Genomic DNA, 21,512 nt, shown 5'->3' with positions numbered 1-21,512 from the left:
CTACTTACGCGTCACAGGTTTCGCCTCGTCCCGCAATCTCGCGCGCCGCCTTTGCGCCTTCGACCTGTAGCAGTTCGGGCAGCGACACGCCGTTCTTCGCCGCCGTGACTTCCGCGAGTATCGACACGGCGATTTCCGGCGGCGTGCGGCTGCCAATGTAAATGCCCACCGGCCCGTGCAGCCGCGCGAGTTCGGCGTCGCTCAAGTCGAACTCCTTCAGCCGCTCACGGCGAGCAGCGTTGTTGCGGCGCGACCCTAGCGCGCCGACATAGAACGCGGGCGTTTTCAGCGCTTCCATCAACGCGAGATCGTCGAGTTTGGGATCGTGCGTCAGCGCGATCACCGCGCAGCGCTCGTCGAGCTTCATGTCCATTACCGTGTCGTCGGGCATGCTGCGCACGACCCTCGTGCCCGGCACTTCCCAGCCGTCCGTGTATTCCTCGCGCGGATCGCAGACGGTCACCTGGTAGTCCAGCCCGACCGCAATGCTGCACAGGTATTGCGACAACTGCCCCGCGCCAATCACGAGCATTCGGAACCGCGGGCCGTGGAGGGTCAGCAGCGTGCGGCCGTTGAAGCTCACGCCGTCCGCCGCCCGCGCGGGTTCGATGCGCGCCGCGCCTGTCGCCATGTCGAGCGTACGCGCGACGAGCCGGCCGCTTTCCACCGCCGCGCACAATTCGGCGATGCCGCTCGCGCGCGTCAACGGTTCCAGCACGAGCTCGATCGTGCCTCCGCACGGCAAGCCGAAGCGATGCGCTTCTTCCGCGCTCACGCCGTATCGCACCGCTTCGGGCGTGTCCTGCGTGATGCCGCGTTGCCGGACGCGCTCGATCAGATCGTCCTCGATGCACCCCCCCGACACCGAGCCCACCACGCGGCCGTCGTCGCGCACGGCGAGCATCGCGCCTTCGGGGCGCGGCGAGGAGCCCCACGTTTTCACCACCGTCACCAGCAGGACGCGACGGCCTTCGTCGAGCCATCGCGCGCTTTGCTTCAGGACTTCGAGATTCACACTGTCCACGCGTTCGCTCCGCTATCGCTTGGGGCATCCATGAGGGGGGCCATCGGACCTGGCTACGAGCCGTCCACGCGCATCACGGGACGTCGCCGTCAGCATACATTGAATTGACAGGCCTGCTGATTATCCATGGCAAAGAATCTCGCGCCAATCAAGCGGCGATCGATTGAACCTCGACCGTCAAGGCGGGCATGTCGTATATCGGTGCGCGCATGCACGAATAGCAAGCCTGGCAAACATATGTGGTGCACCACATATTTGCGACGCATTCGCACGATCGACCCGCGCCGCCACGGCAACGGGTCTGCGGCGGCAAAGGAGATCGTTGGCATACCCCTTGCATGATCCACGATGAATCGTGAGTACCAGGACGAATTATCGATTCGACGGTCATCATCCAACACCTAAGGGGTTCTTCATGTCAGTCCGTCTCACCCGCCGCGTTCCCGGTCAGCCGAAACCGCGCACCACTGTCACGCTCTTGCGCACCTGCACACTCGCACTCGTCGCCACCTTCAGCATCAGCCATGCGAGCTACGGGGCCAGCGCCGAGGAAATCAAGGCGCGCGGCTATCTGAGCGTCGCGACCGAGGATGACTACAATCCGTTCGAGTTCGTCGACAACGGCAAGAACACCGGCTACGACAACGAACTGCTCGCCCTGGTGCGCAAGAAGATCGGGGTCGATGTGAAGCAGCAGGTCATGCCGTGGTCCGGCATCCTGCCGGGCGTGACGACCGGCAAGTACGACATGGCGCTCACGGCCGTGCTCGTCACCGACGAGCGCAAGAAGACCTTTGACTTCGCGTCGCCGACCTGCGAGGCCGTCACGTTCTATGCGACCCGCAAGGGCTCGCCGATCAAGACGCCGGACGACCTCGTCGGCAAGGTCGTCGGCGCGGAAACGGGCAGCGCCATGCTCGCGGACCTCAAACTCTTCGACGAGCAGTTGAAAAAGAAGCACGGCGGCAACGGCCTCAAGCAGATCGTCGAATATCAGTCGTATCCGGAGGCCTATCAGGACCTCGGCCTCGGCCGCGTCGACGCCGTCGCCAACACGCAGATCAGCCTGAACTCGCTCGTGAAGACGCGCCCCGACGTGTTCACGGTCGGGCAGGCCATCGGCAAGCCGACCTACATCGCGTGGGCCGTGAAGAAGGGCAACACCGACGTGCTGAAGATGGTCGACTCCGCGCTGCTCGAACTGCGCAAGAGCGGCGAGATGTATCAGCTTCAGCAGAAGTGGCTCGGCGCGAGCTACAAAGACATGCCGCAGTCCGTCAACTGACCTCTGAACGCCTTTACTGTGCATCGATGAACGCCTTCGATTACTGGAGCATCGCTCAGGGCGCGCTGGCGACCGTGGTTCTTTCGGTCGCCAGCATCGTGGTCGGCGTGCCGCTGGGCCTCGCGCTCGCGCTCATCCGCTGGGCGCGCGTGCCGTTTTTCCACCGCCTCGTGGTCGCGTACGTGAGCCTGATCCGCTCGTGCCCCGCCGTGACGCTCACGCTGCTGATCTTCTTCGCGCTGCCGCAGTTCGGCATCTCGCTCGACCCCACACCCGCCGCGATTCTCGCGCTCACCATCAGCACCGCCGCGTTCAACTGCGAAATCTGGCGCGCGGCGCTCATGAACTTTCCCCGCGATCAATACGATGCCGCGCTCGCTTTCGCCATGCCGCGCGGCCTGCGCTTTCGCCGCATCGTCATGCCGCAGATCTGGCGCGCGAGCCTGCCCGGCCTCGTCAACGAGATGACCTTGCAGATCAAGTCGACGCCCGCGGTGGCGGTCATCGGCATCGTCGAGATCACGCGCGCGGCCCTGCGCGTCGGCGCGCGCACGTATGATCCGCTGCCGCCTTTCATTTTTGCACTGCTCATTTACGGGCTGATCGTGTTCGTGCTCATCAAGGCGCAGCGTATGATCGAGCGCCGCCAACCCGTGGAGGCCCGCGCATGACGGAGAACTTTCTGATCATCTGGCAACAGCGCGCGGACGTGTTGTCGGGCCTGTTCGACACGCTCGGCCTGCTCGCGGTGGCGGCCGTCGCGTCGCTGGTTCTGGGCGCGCTGCTCACGCCCGCGTTGATGTCGAAGCGCCCGGCGATTGCGCGGCTTGCCATGCTCTATGTGGACGCCATGCGCTGCGCGCCTTTCCTGTTGTTCGTCTATCTGATCTATTTCGGCCTCCCGACGGTGGGCATTCGCATGTCGAACTGGTGGGCGGGCGCCGTCGCGTTGATCCTCTACAACACGGCCTACATGGCGGAGTTGTTGCGCGGCGCCTGGGCGGGCTTGCCCACGCCGATGATCGAAGCCGCACGGGCTTATGGCTTTCACGGTTTCGGGCTGGTCCGGCGCATCGTCCTGCCGCAGGTCGTGACGGTCGCCTTGCCGATGATCGGCAACCAACTCGTGCAGATCGTCAAGGACAGCGCGTTCCTCACGGTGATCGCGGTTGGCGAACTCACGCATCAGATGAACGGCATTCAGGCCACTTATTTCATTCCGTTCGCGGCGTTCATCACGGCTGTGCTGCTGTACTGGGCCATCTGCCTCGTGATCGAAGGCGGCAGCGGCTTACTGTCGAGATTCGCCGAGGAACGCAGAGCATGAACATTTCGAACGATGTCCCGCCCGCCATCCTGCACGCAGCCGTTGCGGAACATGTTGGCGCGCAAACGGTGCTGCGGCTCAACGGCATTTCGAAGTCGTTCGGCGAGAACCCTGTGCTACGCGACGTGTCGCTCACCGTGCACAAGGGCGAGACCGTGTGCCTGCTCGGGCCTTCGGGTTGCGGCAAGTCCACGCTGCTGCGCTGCGTGAACTGGCTCGAAGTGCCCGACGCGGGCACGGTCCACGTGTCCAACCAGCGCATGGGCGTGCGCGAAGGCTCGTCGATCAAGATGAGCGACGCCGAGCTTGCGCGCTCGCGCGCGCGTATCGGCATGGTGTTTCAGCATTTCGCGCTGTGGCCGCATTTGACGGTCTTGCAGAACGTTATGGAAGCGCCGTTGCACGTGCTCGGCCGTCCGCGCGAAGCGGTGCGCGCGGAAGCCCGGGAATTGCTGGAGCGCGTCGGGCTGGCGGGGAAGATGGATGCGTTTCCCTCGCGCCTGTCGGGTGGCCAAAAGCAGCGTGTAGGCATTGCGCGAGCGCTGGCAATGAAGCCCGACATCCTGCTGTTCGACGAGCCGACCAGCGCGCTCGACCCGATGCTCGTCGGCGAAGTGCTGAACGTGATGCGCTCGCTCGCGCAGGAAGGCGCGACCATGGTGATCGTCACGCACGAGATGGAGTTCGCGCGACAGGTGGCGAGCCGCGTTGTGTTCATGGACGCGGGCCAGGTGATCGAGAGCGCGCCGCCCGAGCGCTTCTTCGGTGCGCCGCAGACGGCTCGCGCGCGGGAGTTTCTGGCGCGCTTTCGTTCGCCGCATCAGGCCTCCGGTGACTGGAGCGGGGCGCACACGCTGGCCTGAGGTTTGCCTGAGGTTTAACGGAGGTTCAACTGAGGCGCACGCTCATCGCCGCGACCGGCGCGCAGCGATGAGCGTTGCCTGAATCATTGCGGCGAAGCCATGTCGGCGGCCTGCTTCACTTCACCATCCTTGTATTTGCCCCACGTTTGCGCGAGTTCGCTCATCGAGCGCGGATCGCAGTCGTATTCGGGCAGCGTGTCGGCGTCCCAGTGACCGAAGCGGTCGGTGCCGCGTACGAGCGTCGCGCGCCGGCGGCCCGTGGCCGATTGCACATGCGCGGGCACATAGAAAAATGCGAAGCCGATGCGCCGGTCGTCCGAGCGGTTGGGCAGCGAACTGTGCGCCGTGCGCTCGTGATGCATCGAGAACTCGCCGGGCTGGAGCGGCATCTCCACGGCAAGGTCCTCATCGATATCGACAAGCGTCTGGCCCTTCGCCAGCATGTTGTCTTTCGCGTAGGTCTCGACATGCTTCAGATCCGGGCCGCTATGCGAGGCCGGCAAGACGCGCAGCACGCCGTTGACGGAATTCGCGGGCGTGAGCGCGACCCAGACCGTCACTTCCTCGTGCGGCGTGAGCCCGAAGTAGGTGGAGTCCTGATGCCACGACACGTAGCGAGGATCGCGGCCGTTCTTTGCGAATATCGACGCGCCGAACAGCATGATGTCCGGCCCGATGAGATCCTCGACCGCATCGAGAATGGCAGGGTGGCGCGCGAGTTCGACGATCGCAGGCAGGGCCAGGTGGCCCTTGATCTTCAAGGTCTTGTTGACGTCCTCGCCGGAGGCGGCCTCGTATTGCTCGATCACGCGGCGATACGCCGTGGCCTCCTGCGCGCTGATCGCCCGCATCGGAAAGACATAGCCGTATTGTTTGAAATGCGCCACCTGCGCATCCGTCAAGTGCTTCGTCATAACATTCCTCTGGTGTGGGTTCGAGCGGGACAACGCATGCATCATCTGGACGCCAGGGTCGACCTGGCAGGAAACTTATCGCTCAGCCATGCGCATGGCTTCGTGCACTGCGTGCGCGACGCGCAACACGCCTTCGTCCTCGCCGCGCGCACCGATGATCGAGAGGCCGACGGGCGCGCCTTCGAAGCGCATCCACGGCATGCTCACTTGCGGCAGACCCGCTAGGCCGGCGACGCAAAGCATCTGCTGCGCACGCGCTCGCGCATGATCGACCGTTTGCGCCGAAGCGTCCGCGCGCGGCGCGACGCCCGGCACCGTCGGCACGAGCCAGAACGTTGCGTGCGCAAGTGAATGGGCCATCGTTCGGATCGCTTCGATGCGCACGCGCTGTGCTTCGGCGATCTGCTCGCAGGTCACCGTGAGGCTCGTCGCGAAGCGCGCGCCCACGTCGGCGCCGAAGCTCCCGGCATGCTCGCGCACCCACGCGCCGTAACGTTGCGCGATTTCCGCCGCCTGCAACACGCGAAACGCCTGCGCCCAATCGGCAAGCGAATCGCCGGGTGCGACCCACTTCACCGCGCCGCCAAGCGAGCGCAGCGACGACTCGAAGTGCGCCGCCACTGGCGCATCGAGGCACGCGAGCATGGTGCGCGGCACGTGCAGTGCGAATGATTCGCCGCCTGGCGCGACGACGCTGCGCGCCAGCACCTCGAACAGATCCGTTAGCGTGCGGGCGTCGCGCGCGAACCAGCCGATCGTGTCGAAGCTGTGCGCGAGCGTGAGACAGCCGTCCGTCGCGATGCGGCCATGCGTGGGCCGCATGCCCCACACGCCGCAATAGCTCGCGGGCAGGCGCACCGAGCCGCCGCAATCGGTGCCGAGCGCGATGTCCGCATGACCCGCCGCCACGGCCACGACCGAACCCGACGACGAGCCGCCCGGAATGCGCGTGGGATCGGCGGGATTGACGGGCGTGCCGTAGTGCGCGTTCACGCCTGCGAGGCTGTAGGTGAGTTCGTCGGTCACGGTCTTGCCGATCCACTGCGCGCCTTCTTCGAGCAACGCGCGAACGGCGAGCGCGGTGCGCGCGGCGACCGGCTGGGCTTCGCGCCACGCGGGATTGCCGCTGCCCGTACGCAGCCCCGCGATATCGAACACATCCTTCACCGCGAGACGTTTTCCTGCGAGCTTGCCGCCCGTGCGCGCGGGCAACGCGCCGGCGGGCAGGGCGTCGAAGCCGTCGGCCACGAATGCGCCGTGCCGGCCGGGTTGGAGAAGATCGCTGCGAGTCATGACGGCTCCATCCAGCTGACATGTGCGGCGACGACACGCCATTGACCGTCGATGCACGCCCACGTCTGCGACTGTCGGCCGATACGCGACTCGCCCGCGCGTGCAAACGTGATGTTCGCCACCGCGAACTGCGTGCCGAAGGTCGTCACAGACCGGTCGATGATCGTGCGCGTGAGGCCCTTGCCCGGCCGCTGCGCGCGAAAAGCGCGGATCGCTTCGTAGCCCTGCAAATTCTCCGTCGCGCCGTAGCGCAGCGTATGCGGACTGTCCCAGAACAGCGTGTCGAGAACCGGAACGTCGTTGGTCGTGAGCGCCCGCTCGTATGCATCGAAGGCGGCTTCGACGGCGGCCAGCGTCGCGGGATCGTTGATCGGCTCCGTGCTCATGCGGTTTCACCGTGGAGGCTGTTCAAGGCGCGCGCGAAGAGTTCGGGGGGCGCGGTGTAGATGCCGCGGCCCAGCAAGCCCGAGCGCCCGTCTGCCGCAATCATCGCAATCGCCGCGCGCGCCGCGATGTCTTCGCGAACGACGCGCGCGGCGTCGAGCACGCCGGGCAACCGGCCGAACGCAGGGTGAGGCGCTGTGTGGATGCGCGCTTGCCGATCATGCGCGGCCGCGGGGAACCAGGCCTCGAAGGCCTGCGCAGGCTCGGGGGCATGGGCGAGTGCCTGTGCGCCGAACCCGGCCGCATCGATCACGCCGCTGTCGCCCGTGAGCGGCGCGGCCGCCGCTACCTGGTCCCGATCGATACGCGGGCCTTCCGGCGCGCGCGCATCGGCGGTGATCCAGCGCGAGGGCGCGCCCGCGAGCCGGATGCCCACGCGCTCGCCGTTGCCCGCGAGCGCCACCACCAGCGTCGACGCCGGCTCGCCCGCCTGCGCCGCCGCCGCAAGCATCAAAGCGCACGCGGCCATCCAGGGCGTCAGGAAGAAGAGGGGCGTTTGCGCGAGCATCGCATCGACCTCGGCGTGATTCAAACGCGACGCCAGCAACGCGCGCAGCGCGGCGGTCGCGCCGGTGGTGCGCGCATGCAGGTCGTCGCCGCTGTCGAGACCGGCTTGCGCGAGTGGGAACAGGTCGAGCGCACCGTGCGCGAGCCCTTGATCCAGCACCGGCGCGAGCACTTCGTCGCGCCACTTCATGCGTTCGAGGATTCGCGGGTCGCGGCTGCCGAACCGGATCTGCGGTCCCGCGCCGCTGCCGAGCAACGACCACGCGCGTGCCGCGGGGGCCTGCGCATCGGCCACTTCGACAAGGCGCGTGCGCGGCGAGATTACGGCGGCGAGCGGCGTGACCACGCCATACGACTGGGCGCTTTCAAGGCGCACCTCACCTTGCGCGATGAGACGTTCGGCGTGCGCTTCGTCCTTTGCCCAGCCTTCATAAAGGCAGCATAGGACTGCCGATGAAATCACCACAGCGGAAGGCCTGCGTGCGTCTTCGAAAGGCGGCCCGGCGTGCAACAGCGTGAACGCCGGCAAACGCACCGCGTCGCGCGCGGCAACGACGCCGCGCCAGTGCGGGCGCACCGCATGCACGCGGCGCAGGGCGCGCGCGTTGGCATCGTCGGCGCGCATCGTCAGCGGCTCGCGAAACTGAAGAGTCCGCGCAGCCGCGACCAAAGCACCTTCCAGAACAGTTGGCCGACGTCGAGCGGCGCGTTGACCGGCTGGGCGCGCGCAGGAGCGGGGCGCGGTGCGGCGGGCGCGTCCTGTGCGGTGTGTGCGGTTTGCGCATACTGCGCGGGAACGTCGGTGGTGTGCGCAACCGGCTGCGCCGCCGCGACGCCTTCGGGCTCGACGGGTACCGCCTCGGCTGGCGCATCCAAGCGGATCTCCGCCGCGCCCGCCTCGTCGAGTTTCGCCTTGAGGTTTGCCGCGAACGCTTCGGTCATGCGCGTGGCCAGTTCCTTCACGATGCCGCCGCGCGAGAACTGAGCGAGACTGCCGCTGATCGCATAGTCCACCTTCACATCGACGCGCGTTTCCCCCGCGCTCACCGGAGCGAGCGCGAACGACGCCACGCCCTTCACGCGCGAAGCGCTCTTGCGGTCCACGCCCGTGCCGGTGATGCTGCCGCGATGCCCGGCGTCGTCGAGCGTCATCTCGCCGTCGCCCGCGAACGAGGCGACGATCGGCCCGAGCTTGACGGTCATCGCCAGCTTGAGCAGACCGTTCTCGACCGGCGCGGTGAGCGATGCGCCGGGCAGGCACGCGACGATGCCGGGCGTATCGTGAAAGTGCGCCCAAACGGCGTCGCGCGGATAGGGCACGGTGAAGCTTTGTTCGATTTCCATGGCGATAGATTCCGTATTCGATGCTTCAAGCCGTCACGGCGAGCGCCGCAAGCGGGACCGCCGCGCGCGCGCGGCGTGCGTCGAGCACGCGGCGGATGGCGCGCACGATGCCCACGTAGCCGGTGCAGCGGCACAGGTTGCCGGAGAGTTCGAGGCGCACGCGGGCGTCGTCGGCGTCGGGCAGGCGGGTGACGATGTCGCGCGCGCTCATCAGCATGCCCGGCGTGCAGTAGCCGCATTGCAGCGCGTGTTCGGCGCTGAAGGCGGCGCGCAGCTCGTTCATGGTGGCGTCGTCGTCGAAGCCTTCGATGGTGCGCACCGCGCTGCCCGCGCAACTGATCGCGGGGGTGATGCAGGAACGAGTCGGCACGCCGTCCACCTCGATCGTGCATGCGCCGCAAACGCCTTGTTCGCAGCCGATGTTGGTGCCGCACAGCATGCGCTGTTCGCGCAGGAAGTCGGCGAGGCTCGTGCGCGGCTCGACGCGGTCGGCGACCGTCGCCTGATTGACGACGAGCTCGATCGTCTTGACGTAGGCGTCGCTCATGATGCGCTCCCTTTCTGATTGCGAATGCCCGCCGCCGCGCGCACGAGCGCGGCGCGATGCACCTCATGTTCGTAGCTGCCCGCTTCGACGCCCGCCGCTTCCAGATGAGCGTCGAAGCACGTTGCGGCCGGATCGGCGGCGAGCAGTTCGCGCGCGTCCGTGATCGCGTAAGGCGGCGCGTCGAGCGCGCCGATCACGGCACGGCACACGCCGCGCACCGCGTCGTCGATGAACACGGCGATGGCTTCCGCGAACTCACCCGGCTTGCGGTTGACCTTGTAGTAGCTCCAGCGTGCCGTTGGCGAAAGGCGTGTGAAGCGCACGGCGGTCAGAATCTCGTCGGCTTCGAGCGCGGTCGTGAAGGCGCCGGACATCCACTCGCTGTTGCCGATCGTGCGTGCGCCGCCCGGACCGCTCACCAGGCATTGCGCGTCGAGCGCGCACATCGAGTTGATCCAGTCGGCGGCCGGATCGGCGTGCACGAGACTGCCGCCGAGCGTGCCGCGATTGCGCACCGCGCGATAAGCGATGCTGCGCGCGACGTGCTCCATGAACCCGCGCGTGCCCGTGTCGATCTTGCCGTCCTCGATCTGCGCATGTGTCACGCACGCGCCGAGCGTGACGACCTCGTTGTCGATGCGGCACGCACGCAGCGCCTCGATGCCGCGCAGATCGACGAGTTTTTCCGGCTGCGCGAGGCGCAGGTTCATCATCGGTCCGAGTGACTGGCTGCCGGCCACGAATTTGCCGCTGCCGTCGGCCGGGCCGATGAGCGCAATGGCCTCGTCGCAGGCGGCCGGCTTCGCGTAGTCGTAGGGCGCGGCTTTCATGCGGGGAGTTCCTTGAGTGAGTTGGCCTGCTGCTCTCGGCGTCTGGCGAGCGCTTCGACGATCAGCCGCGGCGTGACCGGCAACTGGTCGATGCGCACACCGAGGCCGCGCAACGCATCGTTGACGGCGTTGGACAGTGCCGCGGGCGGCCCGATTGCGCCGCTTTCGCCAATGCCTTTCTGCCCGAACTCGGTATAGGGCGCCGGCGTTTCCATGTGCTCGATGCGAATCGCGGGCACCTCGGTCGCGCCAGGCAAGAGATAGTCGGCGAGCGTCGAGGCGAGCGGCTGGCCGTCTTCGCTATAGGGCATCGCTTCGTAAAGCGCGGTGCCGATGCCTTGGGCCGCGCCGCCGTAGACCTGCCCGTCGACGACCATGGGATTGATGAGCACGCCGCCGTCTTCGACAATGGCGTAGTCCAGAATTTCGGTCTGGCCGAGCACCGGATCGACGGCGACGATCACCGCGTGACATGCGTAGCTGAACGTGCCCGAATCGCGCTTCGCCTGATACGACGTCGAGACTTCGAGGCCGCGCGGATCGACATCGGGCGGCAGCAATTGCGGCGCGAGATACCAGGTGCGCGCGATCTGCGCCAAGGTGCGCGAATCCTGCTTGCCGACGACCGCGCCGCTTTCCCAGCGCACGTCGTCCAATGGTTCCTGGAGCAGGTGGGCGCCGATCTTCAGCAGGCGTTCTTTGAGCTCCTTCGAGGCGCGGCCCACCGCGCCGCCCGCCATCACGATCGAGCGCGAGCCCCATGTGCCCGTCGAGTACGGCGTGACGCCCGTATCGCCGAGCACGATGCGCACGCGGTCCGTGTCGATGCCGAGCACTTCGTGGGCGATCTGCGCGAGGGTGGTCTCCATGCTTTGGCCGTGCGAATGCACGCCCGCGCGCACTTCGAGCACGCCGTCGGGCGTGAGGCGGATCACCGCGGGCTCGTAGCCCGGCACCATCGGGATGCCCCAGCCGTGGTACACCGACGTGCCGTGCGCGCCCTGTTCGCAGAAGACCGCCATGCCGAAGCCGATGCGCCGTCCGTCCGGTTCGCCGCGCTGCTGACGCGCGCGCACCGCGGGCAGATCGATCGCGGCCATCGCGCGGCGCACCGCCTCGGGATAATCGCCGCTGTCGAAGTGCTTTTTGGTGATGTTGTCGTAGGGCATCTCGTGCGGCTGGACGAGATTGCGCAGACGCACTTCATAAGGCTCGATGCCGGCTTCGAGCGCAATCGCATCCATGACGGTTTCGATCGCGTAGCACACGCCCGTTCTCGCCACGCCGCGATAGGGCAGGATCGGCGGCTTGTTGGTCGCGACCGACCACGTCCGGCAGCGGAAACGGTCCATCTTGTACGGACCCGGCAAAATGCTGCCGACCTGCGCCGCCTCCAGGCACGCGGAGAACGGATACGACGAGTACGCCCCGGAATCCACATGAGCTTCGCACTCCACAGCAAGCAGGCGGCCGTCGCGATCCGCGTAGCCGGTGATGTCGTAATCGTGCTCGCGGCAGTTCGCGTTGGCGGTGAGCTGTTCGCGGCGGTCTTCGATCCAGCGCACCGGCTTCTCCAGGTGCATCGCGAGCCAGCCGCAACACACTTCCTCGGGCAGCAGAATGCCCTTGTAGCCGAAGCCGCCGCCGACATCGGGCGCGATCACGCGCACTTGTCCCTCGTCGAGGCCGAGACATTCCGCGAGACCCGTGCGCGTGATGTGCGGCATTTGCGCGGACGTGTGCACGATCAGCTGTGAGAGGCGGCGGTCCCAATGGGCGACGACGCCGCGCCCCTCCATCGGCGCCATGCTTTGCCGCGCCGTGCGCAGCTTGCGATGCACGCGGATAGGCGCATCGCGGCGAATGGCGTCGAGATCGACGTCGGGGTTCGCATCGACGAAGGTCTCGAGAAACACGTTGTCGCCCCAATGCTCGTGCACGAGCGCTGAGTCTTCGCGGCGCGCATCGAGCATGTCGACGACAGCGGGCAGCTCCTCGAAGTCGACGAACACTTGCGCGGCGATATCTTCGGCTTGCGCGCGCGTGGCGGCCACGCACATCGCGACCGGCTCGCCGACCTGGCGCACCTTGCCGCTCGCGAGCACGGGCTGCTCGGAGCGCTTGAAGCCGGGCAGGCCCGAATTGGCGACGATGGGCTTCACGCCCTCCAGATCGGCCAGCGTATACACCGCCTGCGCGAAAGGCTCCGGCTTCTCGATGCCGACGATATGACCATGCGCGACCGGGCTGCGCACGAACGCCACGTCGAGCATGCCGACCATGCGGATGTTGGGAACGTACTCGCCGCGCCCGTGCATGAAGCGCTCGTCTTCCTTGCGCCTGAGCGATGCGCCGATGCCTTGCGGACCCTTGTCGCCGCCGTTGGTGTGGGGACGTTTGATCATCGTGTTCGGCTCGCGTGGTCAGGCCGCGCGTGCGAGCGGCAGGGTGGGCGAAACGGCGTCGTGACGCACGCCGTCTCTCAGGCAGAACAGCGGCGACAGCATGCGGTCGGTGATGATCTGGGTGCCTTCGTTGTCTTCCAGCACCCAGCGGCCGCGGCGGTCTTCCAGCACGCTGATGTCCGCGCCGCGTCCCACTTCCAGCGAGCCGATCCGGTCTTCCATGCCAACCATCTTCGCGGCATTGCAGGTCGCCATCGCGACGACGTGTTGCAGGGGCAGCCCGAGCGCGAGCATGCTGGTCATCGCGCTGACGAGACTGAACTGGGTGCGGCCGAGGAACGAGTGTTCCTCGTCGGGATGGCTCTCCGGCGTGCCGGCGGGGGCGGGAACGTGCGTGTTGTAGCCATGCATGTCGGCGCCGAGCGTGTCGGGCACCACGCCCGCGTCGAGCACGACGCGCGCCGTCTTGAAGCTGAAATGCGAGCCGTGGCCCACGTCGATCTTCAGGCCGCGCGCAATCGCTTCGTGCACGAGTGGATGCAGTTGTCCGTTCTCCTCAACGAAACCGCCCGGATGGCGGCTGAACGGATGCGCGAGGATATCGCCCGGCTTGAGCGTCTGAACCACCTGATCGAAGATCGTGTCGGGCTCGACAGGCAGGCCGCCGCTGCGGGGTTTCGGCCACAACTGTCCGAAGTGAATATACAGGGGCAACTGCGCGCCACGGCCGATCTGCGCGGCGATCTTCATCACATCGAGCCCCCAACGCGCGAAGCCGCCGATCTCGGCGTGCGCCTTGATGCCCTTCACGAGATCGGCATTCGCCTGAATGGATTTGATGGTCGCTTCGGCATCGAGACAATCGGGGCGATACAGGTCGGGGTAGTAGTGCCCTTCGAGGCCGCCGACCAGATACGCGGAGATGAAGGCCAGCACGCGCGTGGCTGAACGCTCGGCCACGTAGTGCCGAAAGCCCGGAATCGTGATGCAGCTCGGTCCGCCCTGATCGATGATCGTCGTCACGCCCGACTGCACGCCGCACTGGTCGGCGTTCAGGCCGAAGCGGCCGGTCACGTACTGATAAATGTGGCCGTGCGTGTCGATGAGGCCGGGCAGCACCAGCTTGCCGCCGCAATCGATCCGTTGCGCCTGAGGCGCCTCGTTCGCGAGGTCGGGGCCGATGGCGGCGATCACGCCGTCTTCCACCAGAACGTCGAGCGTGGCGTCGATTTCGCGGGCGGGGTCGATGACGCGGCCCCCTTTGAGCAGAACTTGTGACATGTACGGGTCGATAGCCGAGTGGGGAGATGCGTGGTGTACCGCAAATAGTGTGCCGGTTTTTTCGCGCGGCTTTCCGCGGGCGCATTTTCCGCTTCGGATCAGTGACTTATGGTCGCAGCCACGGGCCGATGCGCGCCATGCCGCTGAGGTTTGAACGGCCGGTTCGCACCGATTCGGCGAGTGCCGGCCGGCGCGTGCACCAAGCGCAGGCGCGATGCCTTTTTATGGGGATTCGTTGGTGTACCGCGTATTTGCGATGAGCGGCGGTTACGGCCTAGAATGCGCATCGGGGCGTTCGAATTTCACCCATTTCCTTCTGAGCCGACTTCATGCCAACCACCGTCACCGATTCCATTGACATTCAAAGCGTCCGCGCGGAACTCGCCGGGCGGCAGGCGCGTTCGCCGCTGTTTTCGCGGCCGGGCTTTCTGATACGGCGCATGCATCAGATCCATACCTTCCTGTTCGCGCAGGAAACGAGCGAGTTCAATATCACGCCGGTGCAGTACAGCCTGCTTACGGCGCTCGAATCGCTCGGGGAGATGGATCAGAACTCGCTCGCCATCGAAGTCGGGCTGGAGCGTTCGAGCGTCGCTGAAGTCATTCCGCGTTTGAATGCACGGGGGCTCGTGAGCCGCACCCAGGTCGAACACGACAAGCGGCTGCGGCTCGTCAAGCTGACACCTGCGGGCAAGCGTCTGGTCCGGAAGATGGCGAGCGCCGTGCAGCGCGCGCACGATCGCACGATCGAGCACCTGTCGCCCGTCGAGCGCGATGTGTTCATGTTGCAGTTGATCCGGCTGGTCGAGGCCAATAATCCGGACAGCGCCGTGCCTTTCCGGCTGCCCGACAGCCAGTTGCTCGCGCAGGATGAAAGCGAGGCGGGCGCGGCGTGAGGGTTGCTCGTCTCGCTCGGCGGGGTGAGCGCGCGCACTTCGCATAGGCCGCGCCGCCCGCTGCGAGCGACAACGTTCGCCTCGCTCCTCGGATTGCAATCAGGCACTACAATATGCCCCGCACTCGCGCTCGTGTCATGACGCGTCACGAGACGGCGCCCCTCCGACCACCCGCAGCCTGAATCGATCAACCCCCCTCGTCCATGCCGATACATCCGCCGCGCTTGTCGCACTCGCGTCGCCGATTCCTCGGTGCGGCTGCGCTGGCCGCTTGCCTGCCTCTTGCTGCGTGCGAGCCCACTGCCGCGACGGGCGGCACGTTCGTGCAACTCTGGCGAGAGCATCTGGGCTGGACGCGCGAGCAATGGCAACAGCGCCTCGTGGCTACGCATGCGCTGGGCTGCACGACGATCTTCGTGCAATGGGTGGGGATCGACGGCGACGCGGATCATACCTGGATCGCGCCGGACGCGCTCTTGCAGGGCTTGCTCGACGACTGCGCGCAACTCGGCATGACGGTGCATCTGGGTCTGCCTTACGACGAACGATGGTGGAAGGTACTCGGCGGTGCCGATAGCGACGCCCTCGACGCGTATCTGGCGAGCACCGCCACGCGCACGACGGCCTGGATGCGCGCTGCGCCGTGGCCGCGCCATCGCGCGTTCCGGGGCTGGTATTTGCCGTACGAGATCGAACAGTACAGTTGGCGGGATGCCACGCGCGTGCAAAAGCTGGTGCCGTGGCTCAATACCCTTGCCGAAGTTGCGCGCGCAACGAGTGGCGAGACCGCGCGCATTTCGACTTTCCACAGCCGCCTGGACACGGACGCCACGCTCGAAGGCCTGTGGCGTGTGCTGATCGAGCAGGCGACGGTGCGCCCGATGATCCAGGACGGCGCGGGCGCGCAAGGCGTCGCCGCGTATACGCCGTTGCAGCCGCTGCGCGATCTGTTCGTCTCGCGCGGCGTGGCGTTCGACCTGATTCTGGAACTGTTCGAGAACCTGCCGCCCGCGCAGCCCGGCGCCGACACCTTCACCGCGCGCTCGGCGAGCTACGTGCGTGTGAAGGCGCAATGGGCCATCGCGCGCGACTACGGCGCGCACGACATCGTGGCCTTCGCGATCGACCCGTGGGTGATCGGCGACGAGCCCGGCGCGAAGGCGTTGCTCGACGCGTGGCGTGCCGCGACCGCCTGAGCGCGGCGCCCTGAATCAGGCGGCTTCGATCAACTCGATGATGTTGCCGTTGAACAGCAGCACGAACACGATGCGCTTGCCGCCAAAAGCGACGGCGGGGGCGGGCTCCGCGGTGCGCCGCGCGCCAATCGCCTCGATCGCCGCCAGCGCGCGGTCGAAGGCGGGCGTGACGAACGCCTGGTGATAGAGCTTGGTGCGCCGCTTGATGACGCCCTCGACCGGCGAATTTTCGGCCGTTGGCGCGAGCAGTTCGAGGCGCGGCCCGGGGCCGGTCAGAAAGCGGCCGCGCACGCGCTGAAGCGGGTCTTCGAACTCCGGCCCTTCCTGCGTGTAGCCGAGCGCGGCCCAGCCGGACTGCTCTGCGTCGAGGTCGCGGCAGGCGATGCCGATGTGATGGAACGTGCAATCGAATTCGGTCAGCATGGGCGGGTAAGTGTCAGAACTGGAAGTAGAGGAAGCGCGCCGTGTGCTGGAGATTCAGCATGGCATAGCCGAGCACGAGCATGCATACGCCTGTCCACGCGAGCGTCGGCCGCCATTGCAGCCAGCGCGGCGCGCCCTCGGCCGGGCCTTCCAGCGCGGGCGAGTAGACGTTGGCGATCTGGTTCGAGTTCGGCGCGCACCACACGAGTGCGAGCAATACGATGATCAGGAGTCCTTCGCCCCAGCGCTCGAACACGAGGCGCATGAGGTCGCCGGCGCCCCAGGCGTCGCCGTAGGCGAGCGCATGCAGCGGAAACCCGAGCGGCGCGAGCGGCTCCATGCCGTGCAGGCCGAGCATGCCGGCCGCCACGCGCAAGGCGTCGGCCGTGCTGTGCGCACGGAAAAACAGCAACGCGAACACGACGCAGAGGAAAGTCAGCAGCACATAGCCCGCGCGCGTGAGGCCGTGCGCCGGCGCGGCGCGTTTCGGGCCGAACTGGCGCCACGCGTGGTTCACGCTCAGGTAGGCGCCGTGCAGCAGGCCGAAAATGAGGAACTGAAGCCCCGCGCCGTGCCACACGCCCGCGAGTCCCATCGTGAACATCGTCGGAAAGAGAATCATGCTGGCGAAGCCGCGCGCCGTCGCGGTCGCCTTGCGCCCGACGGGCAGGCCCTTACGCGCCCGCGCGCGTGCGATCGCCATCGCCACGGGGTTGTAGAGGTACGCGGTCAGGTAACGCGTGAGCGTCATGTGAAAGCGCGTCCAGAACTCGATGATGCCGGTGGACTTGTACGGCGAATTGAAGTTGAGCGGGAAGCGGATGCCGAACATCTTCGCGAGCCCCATCGCCATGTCGGAGTAGCCGGAGAAGTCGAAGTAGAGCTGCAACGCATACGCGAGCGCCGTGCCCCACGCGGCGAGGAATTGCAGCTCTCCCGTGCGCTCGAAGCCGGCCTCGGCCCAGGGCGCGATGGCATCGGCGAGCAGCACTTTCTTGGCGAGCCCGATGATGAAGATCAGTGCGCCGATCGAGAGGTTCTCGGGCTTGAAGCGATAGCTCTCGCGATCGGCGAACTGCGGCATCATTTCCTTGTGATGCAGGATCGGCCCCGCGATCAGATGAGGAAAGAACGTCACGAAGAGCACGTAGCTCACGAAACCGCGCTCGCGCACGACCCCGGCGCGGCAATCGAGCAGGAAGCCCAGTTGCGTGAACGTGAAAAACGAAATCCCGAGCGGGAGGATCGTGTCCGCCATGGCGTGCGCCGTCAGGCCGTGCGTCGCCAGAAAGCCGAGCAGCGCCGCGAGATACTTGTAGTAGAACAGCAGCGCGAGATTCGCCGCGATGCCCGCGCCGAGCAGCCAGGCCTGGAGGCGCGGTTTCGCCTCGGTTGCGAGCATCGCGCGGCTCAGCGCGTAGTTGAACGCGATGGAGCCGAGCAGCAGCGTCACGAACACGGGGTTCCACCAGCTATAGAACGCGAGCGAAACGAGGCACAGCCATGCCGCCGCCGCCACGGGGCGCAGCGCGCCCGCAAGGTAGTAGCCGCCCAGCGCGACGGGCAGGAACAGCAGCAGGAAGGGCAGGGAATTGAACAGCATGGTGGTGCTTTTCTCTCGGACGTGAGCGGTGGAGGCGGTCGTTCAGCGCCGGGCCGCGAGCTGGCGCTGGATCAGTGCAATGAGTTCGCCGACGTTGCGCAGGCCCTCGACCTCCGAGGCCTTGAAGCGCACGCCGAAGCGCATTTCCGCGGCGACCATGATGTTCACGTTCGAGAGCGAGTCCCACGCGTCGTATTCCGCCGCCGTGGAGGCGGGCGTGATGACGACGCTGTCGTCGTCGAAGACGTCGCGGAAGATGTCGGTCAGGGCGTCGAGAATGTCTGCGTCGGTCATTGCATGCTCCGGATTTCGATGGGAGTGTGAGAAGGAATAAAGTCGCCCAGATCCAGCACCCATTGCGTGGCATCTTGCGAGCTGGCCAGCGGCGCGAAGCCGAGGCCGGGGTAATGTCCCTGCACCATGCCGTTCTTCGGCGTGGGCCGGTATTCGCCGATCAGGCGGCGTGCGCCCGCCTTGCGCGCGGCGTCGGCGAGCACGCCGAGTGTCGCCTGCTCGACGTCGCGCCCGAGCACGCGGCAGCTCATGAGCCACGTGTCGATGCGCCAGTCGCCTTCGCGCGCCGTTTCGTTCGTATCCGGCACGGCGGCGACGATCGCGATAATGCCGTTGTCGCCGAAGCGGTCTTTCAGGCGGAAGTGGAGCAGCACCGCGAGCGGGTCGCGCATCATGGCCTGCACTTCGGCTTCGCCGTGTCGGCGCGTGGTGAGATTGAACTGGTTAGTCTTGCCGATCAACTGCACGATGCGCGGCAAGTCGGTCGTATTGAAGGTATTCCACTCCAGCACCATGTCGAGGCTCGCCAGATACGAGGCGAGATCCTGGCCGCTCGTGCGCAGTGCTTCGCGCGCCTGATTGGCCTGGTACTGGGCCGCGCGCTCGCGATCCTCTCCCGTGAGCGCGACGCTCTCGAACCAGCCCGCCTGCGCAAGCGTGGCGGCGTAGAGCGCGGGGTCCTCCGGCATTTCGGGCACGCGCACCATCGGCAGTTGCTCGCGCACGAGGTTGCGCTCGAAGGGGTTGTCGTCGGCGAACACGAGGGCGTCGAGACCGATGTTCAGGCGCTGCGCGATCATGCGCAAATTCGTGGCCTTGTCCTGCCAGTTGGCGACGAAGCAGGCGATGTCGCCGCGCTTGAGCACCATCTCCGGGTGCTGCTCGAACGGTAGCAGCGCGTTGGCTTCATCGTTCTTCGAGCACACGGCGAGAATCACGCCGCGCCGCGTGAGGTCGCGCGCGTAGCGCTGGAACGCAACGTAGGCTTCGCCTTCGGCGCTGCCCTGGCCGAGCACGATGCCGCAGAGGCCGTCGTCGCCGATCACGCCGCCCCACAAGGTGTTGTCGAGATCGAGTACGAGGCATTTCGCGCTCGCGCCGCGCCGCGCGGCGATGAGGCGCGCCACGCGCTCGCCGTACAGGGGCGCGGCGGCCGGCGAGACGTCCTGCTTCGCGCGCAGCCACAGGCGCGCGTCGTGCCAGGCGGCGAGACCGTCCTGGGCGCAGGCGTCGTCGAGCGCGAGCAGATCGACGCCTTCGGCGTTCGCGGCTTCGCGCAAGGCGGCATTCACGCGGCGCAGGAGCGTGAGCGGCGCGCCGGGCAGGCGCGACTCGTTTTCGCCCATCAGCGGCAGCAGCGTGGGCATGAGCGTTTGCTGGATCACGTGCGCCTCGGTGCGCTCGCGCACGCGCCGCCACAGCGCGCGCAAGTCGCCGACGATGCTCGCCACGCGTGCCTCCGCTTGTTCCGCGCTCAGGCTTGCGGTGTCGTCGCCGATCAGGTGCGGCGCATCGAACGCGCACAGCACCACGTTCGGCGCGAACGCGTACAAGCCCGATGCCGCGTCGAGCGACTCGCGCATCGCCTGGCCGTAGGAGGGCACATAAAGTTGCGTCCACAACCCGTGGCGCAGCGCGCCCACGCGCAGCCCCGGCAGCAGTTGATCGACCGTGGAGGAACCGAGCACCGCCAGGCGCACGGGCTGCGTGTCCAGCGTCTCGGGCGGCGTGCTGCCATAGGCCTTGACGAGCCGCTTGTCGAGCTTGCCCGTCTGCACGAAGTCGAGGTTCTCGTTGGCGAGGCGCGCGAGCGCGTGCCAGTCCGGCGCGTGCTCGCGCGGCAGGGCGTTCAGCCGCTTTGCCCAGTCGGGTGTGCGCGGCAGCCAGGTTAATTCGGACATCTGATGGTTCCTCGTTGGCGGATCATGGGGCGCGTCACAGGTCGGCGTGCACGCCGTCGCGCAAGGCGGCTTTTTCCTGGGCCGAGAGCGGCTGCACGAGCGACATCTCCGACATCTCCCAGATCACGAGCTTGAGCGTGGGCGGCCACTGCGCGCGGTCTTCCATCGACTGCATCAGCGCGTCGGCGAACTTGCCGCCGTCGCGGCTCACGTTCCAGACCGGCGCGCCCAGCGACTGGCCGAGCTGTTCGGCGAAGTTGCTGCGGCGCGAATTCGAGCTGCCCGCAAGCATCACCGTGACGGCCGGCCCGGTGTCGAGCAGGCCGCCGCTCGCGGGCTGCGAGAACTGCTCGGGCACGTAGCGGTCCGGCGCGGGACGCCAGCCGGCGGGCGCGTTCGCGAGGCCCGCGAGCGTCAGCAGGTCGCCCACGCGCGGCGTGGCGGCGGCGCGCGTGACGTCGTAGCGCAGCGCGCCGCGGCTGCCGACGAGCGGCAGCGCCGCGGCCGCCACGGCTTGCGCGGCGGCCGCGGCGCCGGGCTGGTTCAGGTGCACGTCGGTGCGGTAGAACGGTGCGGGCACGCTCGCCAGCGCGCTCGTCAAATCGGCTTGCGGCACGCCGGCTTCGTCGAGCGCGTGCTGCCAGCGCGGCAGTTGCGCCGCCGTTTCGGCGGGGCGCGAGAGCCCGCAGAGCGCGCCGGTTTCGCGGCGCGACTTGTCGGGCACCGTCACGGCCAGCACGGCGACATGCTCGGCGCGCAACCGGGCGACGAGCCGGCGCATCAGCGCGATACGCGCGGACATGACCGCGCCGGCGTCGGGCACGGGCGCGCGCAGGCCGTCCGTGTAGAACAGCCAGCCGGGGCAGCCCTGGCGAACCTGCGCGCCGAGCTGGCCGAACACGCGGTAGCGCCACGCGGCGTCGGCGGTTTCGAGCGTTTCGCGGTACGGCACGCGTAGCGTCGCGCTCAACTGCGTGCCCGCCGCGCCGCTGAGCCATTGGGCGGGCGCCAGCGAGCCGAGGCCCGCGCGCGTCGACTGCTGCACGCCGAGCAGCAGCCCGGCCGTGAGCAGCGCCGCGAAGCACAGCGCCGCGCGGCGATGCGAGCCGGGAGTCGTGGGACGAGGCACGGTCAT

At 67.3% G+C, this 21,512-nt stretch carries 21 protein-coding genes; 6 read left to right on the top strand and 15 right to left on the bottom strand.

Translation table 11 applies throughout. From position 1 onward, the window contains the following. Positions 1-4: 4 nt before the first annotated feature. Positions 5-1,024, bottom strand: coding sequence for an XdhC family protein (locus C7401_RS30430; protein ID WP_112175109.1), 1,020 nt, complete (start codon positions 1,022-1,024; stop codon positions 5-7). A gap of 415 nt (positions 1,025-1,439) precedes the next feature. Here C7401_RS30430 and C7401_RS30425 point away from each other — a divergent pair, with 415 nt between their 5' ends. From C7401_RS30425 to C7401_RS30410, 4 genes are read left to right on the top strand one after another with little or no spacing between them, the layout of a single operon-like run. Beyond that, positions 1,440-2,309, top strand: a complete 870-nt coding sequence (locus tag C7401_RS30425; RefSeq protein ID WP_112175108.1) for a transporter substrate-binding domain-containing protein — start codon at positions 1,440-1,442, stop codon at positions 2,307-2,309. Positions 2,310-2,335: 26 nt separating this feature from the next. Then, positions 2,336-2,980 carry an amino acid ABC transporter permease gene (locus C7401_RS30420; protein ID WP_112175107.1) on the top strand — a complete coding sequence of 215 codons (645 nt, stop codon included), beginning with the start codon at positions 2,336-2,338 and terminating at the stop codon, positions 2,978-2,980. Further along, entirely contained in the window at positions 2,977-3,636 is a 660-nt protein-coding gene (locus C7401_RS30415) for an amino acid ABC transporter permease (protein ID WP_112175106.1), read from the top strand. The genes C7401_RS30420 and C7401_RS30415 overlap by 4 nt, the downstream gene beginning before the upstream one ends. Beyond that, a complete protein-coding gene (locus tag C7401_RS30410) occupies positions 3,633-4,499 on the top strand; it encodes an amino acid ABC transporter ATP-binding protein (RefSeq protein ID WP_112175105.1) in 867 nt (288 codons plus the stop codon). The genes C7401_RS30415 and C7401_RS30410 overlap by 4 nt, the downstream gene beginning before the upstream one ends. An 83-nt stretch (positions 4,500-4,582) precedes the next feature. Here the strand turns inward: C7401_RS30410 and C7401_RS30405 are convergent, their stop codons facing one another. The 9 genes from C7401_RS30405 to C7401_RS30365 all read right to left on the bottom strand — a co-directional run bounded on the left by C7401_RS30405 (position 4,583) and on the right by C7401_RS30365 (position 14,064). Next, positions 4,583-5,413, bottom strand: coding sequence for a phytanoyl-CoA dioxygenase family protein (locus C7401_RS30405; protein WP_112175104.1), 831 nt, complete (start codon positions 5,411-5,413; stop codon positions 4,583-4,585). 75 nt (positions 5,414-5,488) lie between these two features. Next, positions 5,489-6,706, bottom strand: a complete 1,218-nt coding sequence (locus tag C7401_RS30400) for an amidase (RefSeq protein ID WP_112175103.1) — start codon at positions 6,704-6,706, stop codon at positions 5,489-5,491. Continuing rightward, complete coding sequence (gene hpxZ, locus C7401_RS30395; RefSeq protein WP_112175102.1) at positions 6,703-7,092, bottom strand: oxalurate catabolism protein HpxZ; 390 nt, start codon at positions 7,090-7,092, stop codon at positions 6,703-6,705. The genes C7401_RS30400 and hpxZ overlap by 4 nt, the downstream gene beginning before the upstream one ends. Continuing rightward, positions 7,089-8,282: an oxamate carbamoyltransferase subunit AllG family protein gene (locus tag C7401_RS30390; protein WP_112175200.1), complete on the bottom strand. Its 1,194-nt coding sequence runs from the start codon at positions 8,280-8,282 to the stop codon at positions 7,089-7,091. Before C7401_RS30390 ends, hpxZ begins: the two co-directional genes overlap by 4 nt. A 2-nt stretch (positions 8,283-8,284) precedes the next feature. Continuing rightward, positions 8,285-9,001, bottom strand: a complete 717-nt coding sequence (locus C7401_RS30385) for an SRPBCC family protein (RefSeq protein WP_112175101.1) — start codon at positions 8,999-9,001, stop codon at positions 8,285-8,287. Between the two features lie 25 nt (positions 9,002-9,026). Then, the gene (locus C7401_RS30380) at positions 9,027-9,548 is read right to left on the bottom strand and encodes a (2Fe-2S)-binding protein (protein WP_112175100.1); all 522 of its coding nucleotides are present in this window, start codon (positions 9,546-9,548) and stop codon (positions 9,027-9,029) included. Then, positions 9,545-10,378 carry an FAD binding domain-containing protein gene (locus C7401_RS30375; RefSeq protein WP_112175099.1) on the bottom strand — a complete coding sequence of 278 codons (834 nt, stop codon included), beginning with the start codon at positions 10,376-10,378 and terminating at the stop codon, positions 9,545-9,547. The genes C7401_RS30380 and C7401_RS30375 overlap by 4 nt, the downstream gene beginning before the upstream one ends. Next, positions 10,375-12,783 carry a xanthine dehydrogenase family protein molybdopterin-binding subunit gene (locus C7401_RS30370; protein ID WP_112175098.1) on the bottom strand — a complete coding sequence of 803 codons (2,409 nt, stop codon included), beginning with the start codon at positions 12,781-12,783 and terminating at the stop codon, positions 10,375-10,377. The genes C7401_RS30375 and C7401_RS30370 overlap by 4 nt, the downstream gene beginning before the upstream one ends. A gap of 18 nt (positions 12,784-12,801) precedes the next feature. Then, the gene (locus tag C7401_RS30365; RefSeq protein WP_112175097.1) at positions 12,802-14,064 is read right to left on the bottom strand and encodes an amidohydrolase/deacetylase family metallohydrolase; all 1,263 of its coding nucleotides are present in this window, start codon (positions 14,062-14,064) and stop codon (positions 12,802-12,804) included. 440 nt (positions 14,065-14,504) lie between these two features. Here C7401_RS30365 and C7401_RS30360 point away from each other — a divergent pair, with 440 nt between their 5' ends. Then, positions 14,505-14,960 carry a MarR family winged helix-turn-helix transcriptional regulator gene (locus C7401_RS30360; RefSeq protein ID WP_224044714.1) on the top strand — a complete coding sequence of 152 codons (456 nt, stop codon included), beginning with the start codon at positions 14,505-14,507 and terminating at the stop codon, positions 14,958-14,960. A gap of 323 nt (positions 14,961-15,283) precedes the next feature. After that, the gene (locus C7401_RS30355) at positions 15,284-16,156 is read left to right on the top strand and encodes a DUF4434 domain-containing protein (protein WP_258397283.1); all 873 of its coding nucleotides are present in this window, start codon (positions 15,284-15,286) and stop codon (positions 16,154-16,156) included. A 15-nt stretch (positions 16,157-16,171) separates the two neighbouring features. Here the strand turns inward: C7401_RS30355 and C7401_RS30350 are convergent, their stop codons facing one another. Genes C7401_RS30350 through C7401_RS30330 form a run of 5 tightly spaced genes read right to left on the bottom strand, consistent with a single transcriptional unit; the run spans position 16,172 to position 21,512 of the window. Further along, positions 16,172-16,579: a VOC family protein gene (locus tag C7401_RS30350; RefSeq protein WP_112175095.1), complete on the bottom strand. Its 408-nt coding sequence runs from the start codon at positions 16,577-16,579 to the stop codon at positions 16,172-16,174. A gap of 13 nt (positions 16,580-16,592) precedes the next feature. Further along, positions 16,593-18,182, bottom strand: coding sequence for an MBOAT family O-acyltransferase (locus C7401_RS30345; RefSeq protein WP_112175094.1), 1,590 nt, complete (start codon positions 18,180-18,182; stop codon positions 16,593-16,595). A 42-nt stretch (positions 18,183-18,224) separates the two neighbouring features. Continuing rightward, complete coding sequence (locus tag C7401_RS30340) at positions 18,225-18,476, bottom strand: acyl carrier protein (protein WP_112175093.1); 252 nt, start codon at positions 18,474-18,476, stop codon at positions 18,225-18,227. Next, complete coding sequence (locus tag C7401_RS30335; protein ID WP_112175092.1) at positions 18,473-20,377, bottom strand: HAD-IIIC family phosphatase; 1,905 nt, start codon at positions 20,375-20,377, stop codon at positions 18,473-18,475. The genes C7401_RS30340 and C7401_RS30335 overlap by 4 nt, the downstream gene beginning before the upstream one ends. Before the next feature lie 34 nt (positions 20,378-20,411). Beyond that, positions 20,412-21,512 (bottom strand): alginate O-acetyltransferase AlgX-related protein, encoded by a 1,101-nt coding sequence (locus C7401_RS30330; protein ID WP_112175091.1) that lies wholly within the window; start codon positions 21,510-21,512, stop codon positions 20,412-20,414.

Origin of the sequence: Paraburkholderia unamae (genome assembly GCF_003268775.1) — a bacterium.
Taxonomy (GTDB): domain Bacteria; phylum Pseudomonadota; class Gammaproteobacteria; order Burkholderiales; family Burkholderiaceae; genus Paraburkholderia; species Paraburkholderia unamae.
This window is presented reverse-complemented; position numbering and strand designations above follow the sequence as displayed.